Annotated in this window: 12 protein-coding genes and 1 pseudogene; 9 read left to right on the top strand and 4 right to left on the bottom strand. The window is 64.9% G+C overall.

Annotation, left to right across the window (positions count from 1 at the left end):
* Positions 1-47 precede the first annotated feature (47 nt).
* Positions 48-686 carry a PilZ domain-containing protein gene (locus SAS01S_RS18845; protein ID WP_066812420.1) on the bottom strand — a complete coding sequence of 213 codons (639 nt, stop codon included), beginning with the start codon at positions 684-686 and terminating at the stop codon, positions 48-50.
* A 310-nt stretch (positions 687-996) separates the two neighbouring features.
* On the opposite strand from SAS01S_RS18845, the gene SAS01S_RS18850 reads away from it, so the two are divergent.
* The gene (locus tag SAS01S_RS18850) at positions 997-2394 is read left to right on the top strand and encodes a M20/M25/M40 family metallo-hydrolase (RefSeq protein WP_066812429.1); all 1398 of its coding nucleotides are present in this window, start codon (positions 997-999) and stop codon (positions 2392-2394) included.
* Here SAS01S_RS18850 and SAS01S_RS18855 read toward each other — a convergent pair.
* Positions 2361-2921, bottom strand: coding sequence for a TetR family transcriptional regulator C-terminal domain-containing protein (locus tag SAS01S_RS18855; RefSeq protein WP_066812430.1), 561 nt, complete (start codon positions 2919-2921; stop codon positions 2361-2363). The genes SAS01S_RS18850 and SAS01S_RS18855 overlap by 34 nt on opposite strands.
* Before the next feature lie 278 nt (positions 2922-3199).
* Between SAS01S_RS18855 and SAS01S_RS18860 the strand changes: the two genes are divergently transcribed.
* A complete protein-coding gene (locus SAS01S_RS18860) occupies positions 3200-4396 on the top strand; it encodes an aromatic ring-hydroxylating oxygenase subunit alpha (RefSeq protein WP_066812421.1) in 1197 nt (398 codons plus the stop codon).
* Positions 4397-4560: 164 nt separating this feature from the next.
* Complete coding sequence (locus SAS01S_RS18865) at positions 4561-6168, top strand: phytoene desaturase family protein (protein ID WP_066812422.1); 1608 nt, start codon at positions 4561-4563, stop codon at positions 6166-6168.
* On the opposite strand, the gene SAS01S_RS18870 is transcribed toward SAS01S_RS18865, so the two are convergent.
* A complete protein-coding gene (locus tag SAS01S_RS18870) occupies positions 6148-7434 on the bottom strand; it encodes an amino acid permease (RefSeq protein ID WP_066812423.1) in 1287 nt (428 codons plus the stop codon). The genes SAS01S_RS18865 and SAS01S_RS18870 overlap by 21 nt on opposite strands.
* A gap of 251 nt (positions 7435-7685) precedes the next feature.
* Here SAS01S_RS18870 and SAS01S_RS18875 point away from each other — a divergent pair, with 251 nt between their 5' ends.
* The 3 genes from SAS01S_RS18875 to SAS01S_RS18885 all read left to right on the top strand — a co-directional run bounded on the left by SAS01S_RS18875 (position 7686) and on the right by SAS01S_RS18885 (position 13299).
* Positions 7686-9269 carry a tetratricopeptide repeat-containing sulfotransferase family protein gene (locus SAS01S_RS18875; RefSeq protein ID WP_174544989.1) on the top strand — a complete coding sequence of 528 codons (1584 nt, stop codon included), beginning with the start codon at positions 7686-7688 and terminating at the stop codon, positions 9267-9269.
* A 105-nt stretch (positions 9270-9374) separates the two neighbouring features.
* On the top strand, positions 9375-11966 hold the full coding sequence (locus tag SAS01S_RS18880) for a TonB-dependent receptor (protein WP_066812424.1): 2592 nt from the start codon (positions 9375-9377) through the stop codon (positions 11964-11966).
* Positions 11967-12078: 112 nt separating this feature from the next.
* On the top strand, positions 12079-13299 hold the full coding sequence (locus tag SAS01S_RS18885) for an NAD(P)/FAD-dependent oxidoreductase (protein WP_066812425.1): 1221 nt from the start codon (positions 12079-12081) through the stop codon (positions 13297-13299).
* Positions 13300-13318: 19 nt separating this feature from the next.
* Here SAS01S_RS18885 and SAS01S_RS18890 read toward each other — a convergent pair whose 3' ends face one another.
* Positions 13319-14893 carry an ABC-F family ATP-binding cassette domain-containing protein gene (locus tag SAS01S_RS18890; RefSeq protein WP_066812426.1) on the bottom strand — a complete coding sequence of 525 codons (1575 nt, stop codon included), beginning with the start codon at positions 14891-14893 and terminating at the stop codon, positions 13319-13321.
* A 193-nt stretch (positions 14894-15086) separates the two neighbouring features.
* Here SAS01S_RS18890 and SAS01S_RS18895 point away from each other — a divergent pair, with 193 nt between their 5' ends.
* The 3 genes and pseudogenes from SAS01S_RS18895 to SAS01S_RS18905 form a co-directional block, all read left to right on the top strand.
* Entirely contained in the window at positions 15087-15437 is a 351-nt protein-coding gene (locus tag SAS01S_RS18895; RefSeq protein ID WP_066812427.1) for a hypothetical protein, read from the top strand.
* Position 15438: 1 nt separating this feature from the next.
* A complete protein-coding gene (locus SAS01S_RS18900) occupies positions 15439-15813 on the top strand; it encodes a hypothetical protein (RefSeq protein ID WP_066812428.1) in 375 nt (124 codons plus the stop codon).
* Positions 15814-15915: 102 nt separating this feature from the next.
* Positions 15916-16365, top strand: a pseudogene (locus tag SAS01S_RS18905) (hypothetical protein); the annotation flags it as partial.

Genomic DNA, 16365 nt, shown 5'->3' on the forward strand with positions numbered 1-16365 from the left:
GTACGCGGGGATGACGGGCTGCGTGTGCGTGGCTCAAAAGGTGCTGATCAGCCGCGGTTCGCGGCGATCCAGCGGGCGATCGTGTCGAGCGGGATCGGGGTATTGAAGGCGAGCCCGGCATTGCTCGCATCGTGCCAGCGCGCGGTGCCTTCGATCGGCGACAGGCCGGTCACCGACAATACGATCGGCCCGTCGATCTTTTCCCAGACATTGGGATCGGCGGACGTGATGCGCGCGCCTCCCTGGGAGATGTCGCGCAGGTCGACGGCATAATAATGCGCGCCGCAGCGCAAGCGGCCCCGCGCGGCGATGTTGATGCGCGGCGCACGTGCGTGGAAGCCAGGCGCGGGATCCTCGTCGCCGCCCAGTACCGTCGGCACGTCGATATCCTCATCGAATTGCACGCCGATGCGATTCTCGCGCCGCCATACGACATGGCCCGGGGCGCGGTGCCCCGACTTGAACTCGGCGGTCAGCAGGTCGCCGATCGCCAAGTCCGACCAGATATTGGCCATCAGTCCGCCGGGCGAGATATTGCGGACCAGGCAGAGTTCCTCCCCGTGCCGCGTATGCAGCTTGGCAACGCGCATGACCGCGATATGGCGGGCTCCGTGGCGGCGTTCCGCATCGAGCGGGGCGCTCGATAGCGCAATGCTCCGGGGCGCATCGTCGCGCGATTCGAACATGCGGCCCTCCACTTCGAAAATGTCACCCCAACGGTGCCAACGCTCGCCATGATAGCGGCGCCCGGCTCCAGCTTCGTCCCACGCGATACACTTCCGGCTGGACGGCGCCTTCTCCGGGAAAGTCCCATCGACCGCAGTCCACCGGTGTCCACTGTGACGCAGGTGTGTTAATGAAGTGCTGACGCGCGGGCCCAAGTAGCGGCGATCATGACGAAAAACCCTCGCATGAACGATTCCGCGCATGATTGTTACGCTTGCCCCACAACCGCGGATGGTCGACAGTCGCGTCCGAACAACAAAGGGATCGTTGATGAACAAGCTCGGACTGGCCGCGATGGCGGCGGCGTTGGTGGCGACAGCGGGCGCGGCGGCACCCAAGACGACGGCGCATCCCCAGGCCGATACCGAGGCGCTCGAGCTTGCCAAAAAGGCGATCGCGTTGCGCTCGGTGACAGGTCCGAACAACCAGACGCCACAGGTCGCGGCGCTCTACAAGGCGGCATTGGTTGCCGGCGGCTTCGCCGACAAGGATATCGAGATCACGCCGGTCGACGACACCGCCTATCTCATCGCGACCTGGCCGGGCAGCGATCCCAAGCTCAAGCCTTTGGTCATTTCGGGCCATATGGACGTGGTCGAGGCCAAGCCGTCCGACTGGCAGCGCGATCCGTTCACCCCGGTGGTCGAGAATGGCTATCTGTTCGGCCGCGGCGCGACCGATATGAAGCTCGACGGCACGATGGCGATCGCCGCGCTCAACGAATTGCGCCGGGAGGGCTACAAGCCCAAGCGGACGATCATCATCGAATTTTCAGGCGACGAGGAAACGCGAATGAAGACCTCGGCGATCATCGCCGAGAGGCTGAAGAATGCCGACCTCGTGCTCAATATCGACGGCGGCGGCGGCATCCTCGATGAGGCGACCGCCAAGCCCAAATACTGGACATGGCAAGGCGCGGAAAAGACCTATGCCGATTTCGAGCTGACCGTGACCAATCCCGGCGGCCATTCCTCGGCGCCGCGCCCAGTCAATGCGATCGTCGAATTGTCGCAGGCACTCGAGAAGATCGGCGCCTATCATTTCAAGCCCGAGCTGAGCGACCTGACGCGCGAGGCGCTGAGCAAGGCCGCGCCGTACGAGGAGCCGGAGGTCGGCGCCGCGCTCAAGGCGTTCGTCGCCAATCCCAATGACGAAAAGGCATTGGCGGTCCTGCGCAACAACCCGAGTACGGTCGGACGGATCGGCACGACCTGCGTGCCGACGATGGTAAGCGGCGGGCATGCGATCAACGCGCTGCCGCAAAGGGCGACCGCCAACATCAATTGCCGAATCTTCCCCGGCCACAAGCCCGCCGACATCATGGCCGAACTGCAACAGGTCGCGGGCGATCCCGCCATCGCGTTCAAGGATGTGACCGAGGGGTCGGTCGCCAACGACGCCTCGCCGATGCGCCCCGACTTCATCGCCGCGGTGAATCGCGCGATGGGCAAGGTCTATCCCGGCGTGCCGGTCTTCCCGGCAATGTCGTCGGGCGCGTCGGACAGCATGTGGTTCCGCTATCACAACGTCCCGAGCTATGGCGCCAGCCCGACCTTCATCAAGGAATCGGAGGATTTCAGCCACGGGCTGAACGAACGCACCCCGATCAGCAACATCGCCCCGGGAATCACTTATTATCTGTCGCTGTTCGCCGATCTGACGAAATAGCTTTCGAGCTGCCGCTCGGCGAGGCCGCGCGCCTCGTCGGCGGTAAAGCTGTCGGGCGACAGGCAGAGTTCGAGCCACAGCCCGTCTACCAAGGCCGTGATCGCGATCGCGGTCAGGCGGCGGTCGGCGGGAGCGATGCCGCAATCGGCCAGCAGCGCCTCCAGATCCTCGCGATAGCGCGCGTAGATTGCGTCGTGGCGTTCGGCGATCTGCGGCTTGCCGGTCAGGCTCCAGAAAGCGATCCAGGTCGCGAGCAGCGCGCGATCGGCGATCGGCGGGGCGAAGCTCGCGGTGACATAAGCAGTCAGGCGTGCGCGCGGATCGTTTCCGGCGGCGGCGACCGCGGCGGCCAACGCATTGCTGACCTGCTCGCCCACCGCCGAATAGGTTGCCGCGATCAGCGCGTCGATGCCGGCGAAATAGTGATTGATCAGCCCGGGCGACACCCCCGCTTCGACCGCGATCGGGCGGACCGATGCGCCGGTCGCGCCGTCGCGCGCCAGCACCCGCGCAGTCGCCTCGATCAGGCTCTGGCGGCGCGCATCGGGTTCGGCGCGTTTGCTTAGCCCCCTTCCGCTCGCGGGGGCATCGGGTTCAAAGTGCCCTTTTAGCCCTCTCCCGCTCGCGGGAGAGGGTTGGGTGAGGGTCTTCTTCCTTCTTTCTCCGCCGCCAGCCAAAAGACCCTCACCGCTGCGACTAGGCAGCAAGCTGCCAAGTCTCGCTCCTCTCCCGCAAGCGGGAGAGGGCTATTGCTAATTGCCAAACCTTATTATACGATCGTTCAACAAGCAACGGGAGTTCGCGCATGGCGCACCAATATGCGGACATCGAGGAGCATGATCCCGACGCCGATTGGAGCCTGCCCGGCTGGCTCTATACCGACCCCGAATATTTCGAGGTCGAGATGGCGCGCGTGCTGCGCCCGTCGTGGCAGATCGTCTGTCACCAGAGCGACATCGCCAAGCCCGGCGATTTCCACACGATCGACTATCTCGGCGAAAGCGTGATCGCGATCCGCGGCCAGGACGGCCAGGTCCGCGCTTTCGCCAACGTTTGCCGCCACCGCGCGATGCGGCTGGTCGAAGGACCGGCGGGCTGCGCGAAGAAACTGGTCTGTCCCTACCATGCCTGGGCCTATGAGACCGACGGGCGGTTGTCGGGCGTACCGATGAAGGGCGACTATCCCGCGCTGCGGCTCGAGGATAACGGGCTCGCCGGAGTAGACGTCGAGATCTGGCGCGGCTTCGTCTTCGTCCGGCTCGAAGACAATGGCGGCCCCTCGGTCGCGGCGATGATGGCGCCGTACGATCATGAGATCGCGCCTTATCGCTTCGAGGATATGCGCTGCATCAGCCCGGTCCGGCTGCGCGAGCGCCAGGTCAATTGGAAGAATGTCGGCGACAATTATTCCGACAATCTCCACATCCCGGTCGCGCATGACGGGCTGACCCGCCTGTTCGGCAAGAGCTATGCGATCGAGGCCCAGCCCTGGGTCGACAAGATGTCGGGCGGGATCGTCGATCGCGTATCGGACAATGTCTGGGAGCGCTTCTATCAGAAGCATCTGCCGCGCGCGGAGCATCTGCCAGAGGCGAACCAGCGGTTGTGGCTATACTACAAGCTGTGGCCGAACATGGCATTCGACATCTACGCCGACCAGATCGATTTCATGCAATGGCTGCCGCTGACGCCGACCACCAGCGTGCTACGCGAAATGGCGTTCGCGCTGCCCGATGCCTTTACACCTGAAGATAGGCGCCGCGAGATGAAGCTGGTGCGCTACGCCAATTGGCGGATCAACCGTGTGGTCAATAATGAGGACACCTGGCTGATCGAGCGCGTCCAGCAGGGCATGGCGAGCCAGAGCTATACCGCCGGGCCGATCGGCGCGAGCGAGGTGTGCCTGCGCAGTTTCGCCAGGAAGATCCGCCAACTCATCCCCGAGGCGCGCCAGCACCGCGCGCCGGCCCCGGGATGGTCGCGGCGGCCGAGGGTTGCATAGTTCCCTCTCCCGCGTGCGGGAGAGGGAGGGGCCCGCCGCGAAGCGGTGGGAGGGTGAGGGTCTTCTTCCTTCTTTTTCAGCTTAATTCGCTGGAAGAAGAAAGAAGACCCTCACCCAACCCTCTCCCGCAGGCGGGAGAGGGCTTAGAAGGGAGAGGGCTTTAAGTGACCAAAAAATACGACGCTCTGATCATCGGCGGTGGCCATAACGGCCTGGTCTGCGCTTTCTACCTTGCCCGCGCCGGCCTCAAGGTCCGCGTGCTCGAACGTCGCGACATTGTCGGTGGTGCTGCGGTAACCGAAGAATTCCATCCCGGTTTCCGCAACTCGACCGCGAGCTACACGGTCAGCCTGCTCCGTCCCAAGGTGATCAAGGACATGCGCCTGCACGAGCGCGGCTGGCGGATCATCGAGCGCACGATCAGCAACTTCTTCCCGCACGAAGGCGGTTACCTCAAGCTCGGCGGCGGCGGGGATCGCACGCGCGCCGAATTCGCGCGCTACAGCCAGAAGGACGCCGATACCTTCCCCAAATATGAGGAAGCGCTCGAACGCGTCGCCGACGTATTGCGCGACCTCTCGCTCAAGACTCCGCCCAATGCCGGCGGCGGCCTGCGCGCGCTGATTGCCGCCGCGGTCCAGGGCAAGAAGCTCGCCGGCATGCCTATCGAGGCGCAGCGCGACGTGATGGACCTGTTCGTCAAGTCGGCGCGCGACTTCCTCGATGGCTGGTATGAGAACGAATATATCAAGGCCGCGTTCGGCTTCGACGCGGTGGTCGGCAATTATGCCAGCCCCGATACGCCGGGCTCGGCCTATGTCCTGCTCCATCACGTGTTCGGAGAGATCAACGGCAAGAAGGGCATGTGGGGCCATTCGGTCGGCGGCATGGGCGCGATCACCAAGTACATGGCCGAGGCGTGCGAGGAGGCCGGGGTCGAGATCAGCCTGGAAGCACCGGCCGCGCGCGTGCTGGTCGATGGCGGCAAGGTCGCGGGCGTCGTGCTCGAAAGCGGCGAGGAAATCGCTGCCTCGATCGTCGCGTCGAACGCCGGACCGGCCTTGCTTTTCCGCCAATTGGTCGACCGCGCCGATCTGCCCGCCGAATTCGCCCACCGCATGGACCGCTTCAAGGCCGGGTCGGGCACGTTCCGGATGAACGTCGCGCTCAGCGAATTGCCCGATTTCACCGTGCTGCCGGGCAAGGAAAAGGCCGAGCATCATACGTGCGGGATCATCATCTCGCCGACGCTCGATTACATGGATCAGGCCTTCACCGACGCCAAGGCGTTCGGCTGGTCCAAGAAGCCGATCGTCGAGATGAAGCTGCCGACTTCGGTTGACGACAGCCTGGCGCCGCCGGGGATGCACATCGCCAGCCTGTTCTGCCAGCAATTCGCTCCCACGCTTCCCGACGGACGGTCATGGGACGACGAGCGCGAGGCGGCGGCCGATCTGATCATCGACACGGTCAATGCGCACGCGCCCAACTTCAAGGCGTCGATCATCGCGCGCCAGATCCACTCGCCGCTCGACCTCGAGCGCAAGTTCGGGCTGATCGGCGGCGACATCATGCATGGCAATATGTCGCTCGATCAGCTTTGGGCAGCACGCCCGGTGCTTGGCCACGGCGATTACCGCTCGCCGATCAAGGGTCTATATATGTGCGGCGCGGGCACGCACCCCGGCGGCGGCGTGACCGGCGCACCGGGGCACAATGCCGCGCACGAGATTTTGCGCGATCGGTCGGTATTAGGCCGGCTGTTCGGCTAGGCGCGTCTTGGGACGCAGAAGGTAGAGCGGGATCGCCGTCAGCATCAGCACCACGCTGAGCCCGGCGGCCTGCCAGCCCGATCCCCAGATCGCCCATAGGCAGAAGGCCGCGCCGGCGATCGCCGCGGGGATGGCGGTGCGCCGTTTGAGCGCGGCGAAGCAGGCGCCGATATAGAGCCACAGGTTCGCGGCAGCCGTCAGCCGCAGCATGAAGTCGTAAAATACCGCCGCGGTGGTCGAGATGTTGCTGAGGATCAGCAGGCTGGCCGCGGCGCTCGCGAGCGCCAGCACGCCGACCGGCACGTCGCGCCGGTCGGTGCGACCGAACCAGGCCGGCAACACCCCGGCGCGCGCCATGCCCAGCGGCACCTCGCCCTGGATGAGCACCCAGCCGTTGAGCGCGCCGATCGCCGCGATCGCGGTGAACGCCGCCACACCGAGCGCCGCCTCATGGCCCCAGAAGGTCTCGACGAACAGCGCGATCGGTGCTTGCGCGGCGGCGATCGTCGCCTGCGGCATTGCCATGATCACGCCGGTGCAGATGATGATGTAGAGCAATCCAGTCATCAGCAAACCGGTATAGGTCGCGCGCCGCACGTTCTTCGCCGGATCGCGCACCCGCTCTGCGGCGACGCTGGCGCATTCGAACCCGACGATCGCGAAGAAGACCGGCGGGATCGCGCCGGTAATCCCACCCCAGGCCAAAGCGGAATGCGGATTGACGGCAAATTGGTGGCCGCCCGCGACCACCATTCCCGCGATCAGCACGACGACTGCCGCCAGCGGCAGCAGCTTGAGGATCGTTGTGGCGACCTGGAATCGCCCTGCGGTCCTGGCGCCGGCGAGGTTGAGCAAGGTGATCAGCCAGATCAGCGCGATCGATGATATCACCATCGCCGCCGGCGTCGCGGTCAGCGGCGGCCAGAACACGCCGAGATAGCGGATCGCGGTGATCGAGATATAGGCATTGGCGGCCCAGACGCTGACCCAATAACTCCACCCGACCAGCACGCCCGGTAACGGACCCAGCTCACGTGCGCAGATCGCGACGATCCCCGTTTCTCCGGGAAAGAGCTGGGCGAGCCGCACCAGCACTTGCGAGATGATCAACGCGCCGGCGATCGCGATTACCCAGGCCGCGACGCTGGTCCAGCCATAAGGCGCAAGCTGCGCGGGCAAGGTGAAGATGCCCGATCCGATCATTCCGCCGACGATCAGCGCGGTTGCGGTCCAGAATCCGAAAGGTCTTTTGTCGCTGGTATCCATCGCCCGGGTTCCCCTCGGGGCGCAGCAAAGCACGTTGGAACGGGCCGCGCTAGAAGAACTGCTTTTAGCCCCTCCGCTTCAGGGGAGGGGTTGGGGGTGGGGGAGTGCCCTCAAGCGATTTGCCTGTGGATAGGCCCCACCCCAACCCCTCCCCTGAAGGGGAGGGGCTTTATTGGGTACGTTGCGGGCCTCGTATGTGCGCCTTAGGGTATCTCCGCATGACAAACGGAGCAGCAGGCGGAACAAGCGGCATGGCGATGGGTGGCCGCTATCATCCCCGCCTGGTCGAGGCGGCGATGGCGCTCAACGACAATGCGCTGCATGTCGCTGAGCCATTGCTCAAACAGCATCTCAACGAAGATCCGTTCGATGTCGCGGCGATCCGCATGCTGGCCGAACTGGCCGGGCGGATCGGCCGCTATCGCGATTCCGAAGCGTTGCTGCGCCGCGCGATCGAACTGTCGCCGGCCTTCACCGCGGCGCGTGCCAATCTCGCGCTGGTCCTGTATCGTCTCAATCGTCCGGCCGAGGCGATCGACGAACTCGAGCAAGTGGTCGCCGAGGATCCCGACAATCCCGGCCACGCCAATCTTCAAGCGGCGGCGTTTGGGCGGGTCGGCGATTTCGACGGCGCGATCGCGCTCTATGACCGCGTGCTCAAGGACGCGCCCAACCAGCCGCGCGTATGGATGAGCTATGGCCATATGCTCAAGACGGTCGGGCGGCAGCAGGACGGGATCCATGCCTATCGCCGCGCGATCGACCTGATGCCGGCGCTGGGCGAGGCATGGTGGAGCCTCGCCAACCTCAAGACGGTCAAGTTTGACGATTCCGACATCGCCGCGATGGAAGCCGCGCTCGGCGAGCCGGGCATTTTGGACGAGGATCGCTTTCACCTCGACTTCGCATTGGGCAAGGCGTTTGAGGACCGTAAGCAGGCGGAGGCCGCGTTCCGCCATTACGATGCGGGTAACGCGCTGCGGCGGACCAAATTGGTCTACGAGCCCGACGAGACCGAGCGCTTCGTCGACCGCTCGACCGGATTGTTCACCGCCGATCTCTTCGCCTCACGCTCGGGCCAGGGATATGACTCGCCCGACCCGATCTTCATCCTCGGGATGCCGCGCGCCGGGTCGACCCTGATCGAGCAGATCCTGTCGAGCCACAGTCTGGTCGAGGGCACGACCGAATTGCCGGACATCCCGGCGCTGGCGCGGCGCGACCAGAGCTATCCCGAAGGGGTCGTTGACTATTCGGCGGAGAAACTCCGCGCGCTTGGAGAGGAATATCTCAAGCGCACGCGCGTCCAGCGCCGCACCGGCCGGCCGTTCTTCATCGATAAATTGCCGAATAACTGGGCGCATCTGCCGTTCATCCATCTGATCCTGCCCAACGCCAAGATCATCGATGCCCGGCGCCATCCGCTCGGCTGCTGCTTCTCCAATTTCAAACAGCATTTCGCCCGCGGCCAGGCGTTCAGCTACGGGCTGGAGGATATGGGGCGTTATTATCGCGACTATATGCGGCTGATGGCGCATGTCGATCGCGTGCTGCCGGGGCGCGTCCATCGCGTGATCTACGAGGACATGGTCGAGCATACCGAGCGCGAAGTGCGCAGCCTGCTCGACTATTGCGGGCTGGAATTCGAGCCCGCCTGCCTAGCGTTCCACGAAACCGAGCGCGCGGTGCGCACGGCCAGTTCGGAACAGGTCCGCCAGCCGATTTTCCGTGAGGGGACAGAGGCCTGGAAGCCGTTCGAGCCGTGGCTGGATCCGCTCAAAACCGCGTTGGGCGACGTGCTCGACACCTATCCGGCCGCTCCGGCCGCGTTGTAAAAACGCAACGCGTTGGCACGTAAATGTCGCGCCTGCCGCTCTTCGCTTGACGAATGCTGCGCCTGCTAACACGCTGCCGTAACAAAAACGACATTGGGGACTTCGATGCTCTTTGGCCGCCGTCTCGCCGTAAGCGCGCTGCTCGCTTCCGCGGCGCTCGCCGCTACTCCGGCCATGGCACAGGACGCTCCGCCGGCGCCCGACAGCCAGGCCAATAACCAGCCCGATAACGGCGACATCATCATCACCGCGCTGAAGCGGTCGGATAGCCTGCAGAACGTGCCGATCAGCGTCCAGGCGCTGAGCACCAAGAAGCTCGACGAGCTCAACATCTCGAACTTCCAGGATTATGTCGCGTCGCTGCCCTCGGTCTCGTTCCAGGCACTGGGCGGCACGCCCGGCACCAACGTCGTCTATATGCGCGGCGTCGCCTCGGGTGGCGACGGCAACCATTCGGGCTCGCTGCCCTCGGTCGGCGTCTATCTCGACGAACAGCCGGTGACGACGATCGGCGGCAATCTCGACGTCCATATCTACGACATCGCGCGCATCGAGAGCCTGTCGGGCCCCCAGGGCACGCTGTACGGCGCCTCGTCCGAAGCCGGTACGATCCGCATCATCACCAACAAGCCCGATACCTCCTCGACCTATGGCCGCATCGACCTCGAGGGCAACAAGGTCAGCAAGGGCGGCTGGGGCGGCAAGGCGGAGGGGATGATCAATATCCCGCTGTCGGCCAACATCGCGTTCCGAGCGGTCGGTTATTACGAGAAGGATGCCGGCTTCATTGACAATGTGCCGGGCACGCGCACGTTCGTCCAACCCGTATATGGCCCCGATCCGAGCGATCCGAGCAAAACGATAATTGTCAGGCTGGATCCCGGCATTTCGGTCAACAACAAGGCGTTCGTCAAAAAGGATTACAACGATACCGAAATCGCCGGCGGGCGCGCCGCGCTCAAGGTCGACCTGAACAGCAATTGGACTGTCACGCCGTCGTTCCTCTATCAGGACACGCGCAGCCATGGATCCTATGGATTCGATCCCAAGGTCGGCGACCTCCAGGTCCAGCATTTCTATCCGGAATATCGCCGCGACCGGTTCTGGCAAGCAGGACTGACGATCGAGGGCAAGGTCGGTAATTGGGACGTCACCTACGCGGCCGCCTATCTCGACCGTAAGGACCTGCAGTCGACCGATTATACCGATTATGCCGAAGCCTATGATAACCTCTATTCGTCCGTCGGGGGGCTGGCAGGCTATTTCTATTATCAGGACCATAACGGTAACACGATCGATCCGCGCCAGCGCGTCATCGGCGCTGATCACTTCAAGAAGATGAGCCAGGAATTCCGTGTCGCGTCACCGTCGACCGACCGGTTCCGGATCGTCGCCGGCGCCTTCTATCAGCGCCAGAGCAATTTCATCCATCAGGATTACCAGATCCCGGGCTTAGCGCCTGATCTATCGGTCAATGGCTGGCCGGGTACCTTATGGCTGACCCAGCAGCATCGCGTCGACAAGGATTACGCGATGTTCGGCGAGGCGAGCTACGACATCACGCCGACCTTGACGTTCACCGCGGGTGGCCGTGCCTTCATCTACGACAATACGCTGATCGGGTTCTTCGGCTTCGGCCGCAATCCGGGCGGCGGCTATACCGACTCGCCGTTCAACGCCGCGGGCAGCTCGAAGACGGGCTATATTCAGTGCTTCACGACTGGCGGACAACGGTTGCGCGATGCGCTTGCCACCGGGGGAGCGACCACCTTGCTGCCGCCGGCGGTGGCCGGCGCGCCGTGCACCAATCTCGGCGTTTACACCAACGGGGGCGTCATCCCGGTCGAGGCATCAGGGCAAGGCGTGACCTATCGCTTCAACCTCAGCTGGAAACCGCACCAGGGATTGTTGTTCTACGGCACCGTGTCGCGCGGCTTCCGTCCAGGCGGCATCAACCGTCGCGCCGACGTCGCCCCATATGCCGCGGACTTCCTGACCAATTATGAAGTTGGTGCGAAGACGACGTGGCTGGGAGGCAAGCTGCGCTTCAACGCGGCATTGTATCGTCAGGATTGGGACAAGTTCCAATTCTCCTTCTTGGGCCAGAACAGCTTTACCGAAATCCACAACGGTCCCAACGCCCGCATCTGGGGTGCTGAATTCGACAGCTCCTTGACTCTGGGCGGGCTCAGCCTGACCGCATCGGGATCCTATACCGACGCCAAGACGACCAAGAATCTCTGCCTCGCCGACGACCCGACCTTCGTTTGCTCGACCGCATCCGGCAATCTGGTCTCAGCGCCCAAGGGAACGCGGCTGCCGATCACGCCTCGGGTCAAGCTCAACGGCACCGCGCGCTACACCGTGCCGATGGGCGATGCCAAACTCTACGGCCAAGCCGTGGTGGCGTATCAAAGCTCGGCCTCGTCCGACATCCGCACGGCGATTTTCGAGACGGGCACCGGGGACATCATCAATCCCGCCGCTTTGCTGGGCCGGTTGAAGTCGTTCACCACAGCCGACTTCGCGCTCGGCGCGGAATTCAAGAACTTCAGCATCGAAGTCTTCCTCGAAAATGCCTTCGACACGCGCGGCCAGCTGTCGCGTTTCCAGGAATGCGGAAGCTGCGGACAACGGCCTTATATCGTGCCGATCCGGCCACAGACTGCTGGCATCAGGCTGGGGTCGAAGTTCTAGGAAAAAGCGGCGCGGCCGTCGGGTGACGGTCGCGCCGGCGATAGTTTCGCTACGGCGATCGTCACTTTCGACATGCTAGCGCGCGCTGGACTTTGTGCGTATCGCGACGGCGATGGAGCAATATGACATCCTTGTCGTCGGCGCGGGGCATGGCGGCGCGCAGGCGGCGATCGCCCTTAGGCAAGGCAAGTTCGCCGGATCGATCGCGATCCTCGGCGACGAGCCCGAACTGCCCTATGAGCGCCCGCCGCTGAGCAAGGAATATCTTGCCGGCGACAAGAGCTTCGACCGTATCCTGATCCGCCAGCCGGCTTTCTGGGAAGAACGCCAGGTGGCGATGCTGCCCGGCCGCCGTGTTGTTGCGGTCGATCCGGTGGCGCATCGCGTCACTACGGGCGACGGCGCCGGGATCGGCTATGGCAAGCTGATCTGGGCGACCGGCGGTCATGCCCGGCGGTTGTCCTGTGACGGGCACGACCTGACCGGCGTCCACACCGTCCGCACGCGCGCCGATGCCGATCGCATGATCGCTGAACTGCCCGAAGTCACCAACGCCGTCGTGATCGGTGGTGGGTTCATCGGGCTGGAAGCGGCGGCGGTGCTCGCCAAGTTCGGCAAGAAAGTGACGCTGCTCGAAGCGCTCGACCGAGTGATGGCGCGCGTCGCCGGTCCGGACTTGTCCAATTTCTATCAGGACGAGCATCGCGCGCACGGCGTCGACGTCCGGCTGGGCGTCGCGGTCACCGCGATCGAGGGCGATGGCAAGGTGACCGGCGTGCGCCTCGCCGACGGCAGCGTGATGCCGGCCGATCTGGTTGTCGTCGGGATCGGCATCATCCCCGCGGTCGAGCCGCTGATCGCGGCGGGTGCCGAGGGCGGCAATGGCGTTCGCGTCGATGCGCAATGCCGCACCTCGCTGCCCGACATCTTCGCGGTCGGCGATTGCGCGCTCCACGCCAACCGCTTCGCCGACGGCGCCGCGGTGCGGCTCGAATCGGTCCAGAACGCGACCGATCAGGCGAGCGTCGCGGCCAAGACGATCCTGGGCGAGGATGTCGCCTATGACGCGACGCCGTGGTTCTGGTCGAACCAATATGACCTCAAGCTCCAGACGATCGGGCTCTCGATCGGCTATGACCAGGCGGTGGTGCGCGGCGACCCCGCGACGCGCAGTTTCTCGGTCGTGCACCTGAGGCAAGGCAAGGTGATCGCGCTCGACTGCGTCAACGCGACCAAGGATTATGTCCAGGGCCGCAAGCTGGTCGAAACCGGAGCGGCGATCGACCCCGCGCGGCTCGCTGACACGACGGTCCCGCTCAAGGAAATGATCTGAGCCTCGGTCCCGGCTTGCGTTAGGCGAGCGCAACGTCCCTCTCGATCCCGGTTGCCTCGAGGAACGCAGGGTCGTGGCTGACCACGAGCAGCGCGCCGTCATAACCGCGCAGCGCCGCTTCGAGCATCTCGATCGACTCGAGGTCGAGATGGTTGGTCGGCTCATCCAACAGCAATAATTGCGGCGGCCGGACGGCGGACAGGACGCAGGCGAGTCCGGCACGAAGACGTTCGCCGCCCGACAAGGTGCCGACCTTGCGCAGCGCCGCCTGATTGCGGAAGGCAAAGCGGGCGAGCGCGGCATAAGCTTCGTTCTCGCCGAGTTCGGGATTGAGCGCGCGGAGATTGGCGAGGATCGTCGCGTCGCGGTCGAGCAGCCCGACATGCTGGTCGAGCAGGGCGATGCGGTCTGACCGCGCCACTGTCCCTGCGATCGGCTCAATCGCACCCGCCGCGAGCAGCAACACGCTAGTCTTGCCCGTGCCGTTGGTTCCCGTCAGCGCGACACGTTCGGGACCGCGGATGGTCAGACTGACCGGGCCGATCCGCCGATCGCCGCGCGCGATCACTGCGTCCTCGATCCGCAGCACTTCGCGCGACGACGATAGCCCGCTGGGCGGCAAGTCTATGCGGAGTGGCGTGACGATCTCGACTCGCTCGCGCGCGGTCGATCGTGCCACCTCGGCCTCGCCGATCAATCGCCGTGCAATCTCTCCCTCGCGCGCGCCGCTGCCCTCCGCTCGGTCCTTCATCATCCCCGCGACGATGCGCGGCACGCTGCCAGAGGCGCCGAACGCGCGGCCGGCCTTGTCGCGGCGTGCCTTTTTCTCGCGCTGTTCCTGCGCGCCGCGCTCGGCCTGGCGCAATCCGGCTTCGGCGCGGTCGAGCGCTTGCGCCGCGCGCTCGCGATCGGCATCGCGCAGCGCGACGAAATCGGACCAGCCGCCCTCGACCGACCGGCATCCGATCGGGGTCAGTTCGACGATACGCTCCATCGTTTCGAGCAGCGCGCGATCGTGGCTGGCGACCACCACGCCGCCTTTCCATCCGGCAACCAGCGCGGCGATCGCGGCGCGGCCATCGGCATCGAGATTGTTGGTCGGTTCGTCGAGCAGCAGCAGATCGGGCGCCGCGATCACGGCGCGCGCGATCGCGATCCGCGTCCGCTGTCCACCGCTCAGGCTGGCAAGCGGGCGATCGAGATCGAGCCCGGACAAGCCAAGCTCGGCGAGCGCGCCGCCGATCCGCTCTTCGAGCGTCCAGTCGGCGGCGGCAAAATCATCGGTGTCTCCTTCACCCGCCTCGATCCGGCGGAGCAAGGCGAGCGGACCGGCGACCTCGAGCGCCGCCGCGATGGAGATCGTATCGTCGGGCCAGTCCTGGTGCAGCAGCGCGACGCTGCCGGAGCGCGCGATGCTGCCGGCGATGGGATCAACCTCTCCCGCGATCGCGCGGAGCAAAGTCGATTTGCCGCAGCCGTTGCGCCCGACCAAAGCGGTACGATGGCGGCCGAAGGAAAGTGTCAGATCGGAAAAGAGCGGACGGCCGTCAGGCGTCGAGAGCGACAGCGAATCCAAGGTTGCGAACGAAGACATAAGGCACCTGGGCAAGAGAAACGGATCGGGCGATCGCGGTCTTGTCCAAGGTCGGTCTCCTTCGCTGGCGGGCGGACCTGCCCGTCTTGGTGCCGTCACATAGGGATGGTTGAACGCGCGTGCAAACCCGCAGCCGATTGACCATCAGGCGGGTTCGGTATTTCCTCTCGCCGTCCAACACAGGAGTCGTTCGATGACCATCCGCAAGCTCGCTTTCGCCTCCATCCTCATTGCGGCCGGGTTCGCCGCCGTGCCGGCCCAGGCCAAGATCGCCCGCTGCGTGATCGATTCCGAAGGCACCAGCTATCGCGGCCCGTGCCAGTATAATGTCGCGCGCGGCGGCACCTTCACGCTGACGCCAGTACGCGACCGCACCTTCGCCGGCGGGGCACTGAGCATCACCGTCTACATGGTGCGCCCGGGCGTCGCCGACGTTCGCGGGCTGACCGATGCCGGCGTCAATTCGCGCTGGGGCCGCGCCGTCCGCTCGCGTCGCGACCGCGCATGCTGGGCCGGCGAAGATTTCACGATCTGCGCTTATTGAGATGGCGGAGCCCGGCGCCAATCCACGCCGTATTCCGCCCGGCCTGATCGCGATCGCGGTCGTGCTGGTGATCGCCGGATCGGTGTTCAACAATTGGCATCGCGAAGCGCTCCTCGCCGCGCTCCGGGAATCGGTGCTGACACTGGCGATCGTCGCGGTCTTGCTCGCGATCCTTGCGGCGATCGAAATCCTGCTCCACGGCCGGGCGCGGCTATGGGGCAGGATCGGCGGCCTGGCGATCGTGTTGGGGGTCGTCCTGTGGCGGCTGTTCCACGGCGGCAGCACGATCATCGCGTCGATCGCCGGCATCGCCTGGGTCGCGGTGATCGGCTTCATGGTCGTAACGATGCTGCGCAATCCCGACCACGGGCGCTAAACTCCGCAATAAAAATCGTTCCATGTCATGGGATTGTCACGCAAGCCTAACCCTCGCTTAACCTCGATCACCCTAGGTCGCCGGCGTAACGAAAGGGATGAAATGGGTCGCGGCAGTTTCCTGGACGATGATGATGATCGCGCGGTCGCCGGCCACGTCGCCGATCGCCGGTCGATCGCCGCTGACGCCACCCTGATCGCGGCGGTCGAGATATTCCGCCATGCGCCTGACCTACGCATGCTCGCGGTGACGGACAGTGCCGGGCGCCCGACCGGCGCGTTGCTCGACCGCGATATCCGCCGGCTGCTGTTCAGTCCGTTCGGCTTCGCGCTACTGTCCAACCCAAGTTACGGCGCCAATCTGGCGCAGCATGTTCGGCCATGTCCGATGGTCGACCGCGCGGCGGGAGCCACTGCCATCCTGCGCGCCTGGCATCGCGATGGCGGCGGGGAGGGCGTGATCCTCACCAATGCCGGCCGGTTTGACGGCGTCATCGACCAGCCCAGCCTGTTGCGCCTCGCGGCCGAGCGCAGCGCCGCCGCGGTCGCCAGC

This window comes from Sphingomonas asaccharolytica NBRC 15499 (genome assembly GCF_001598355.1).
GTDB lineage: Bacteria > Pseudomonadota > Alphaproteobacteria > Sphingomonadales > Sphingomonadaceae > Sphingomonas > Sphingomonas asaccharolytica.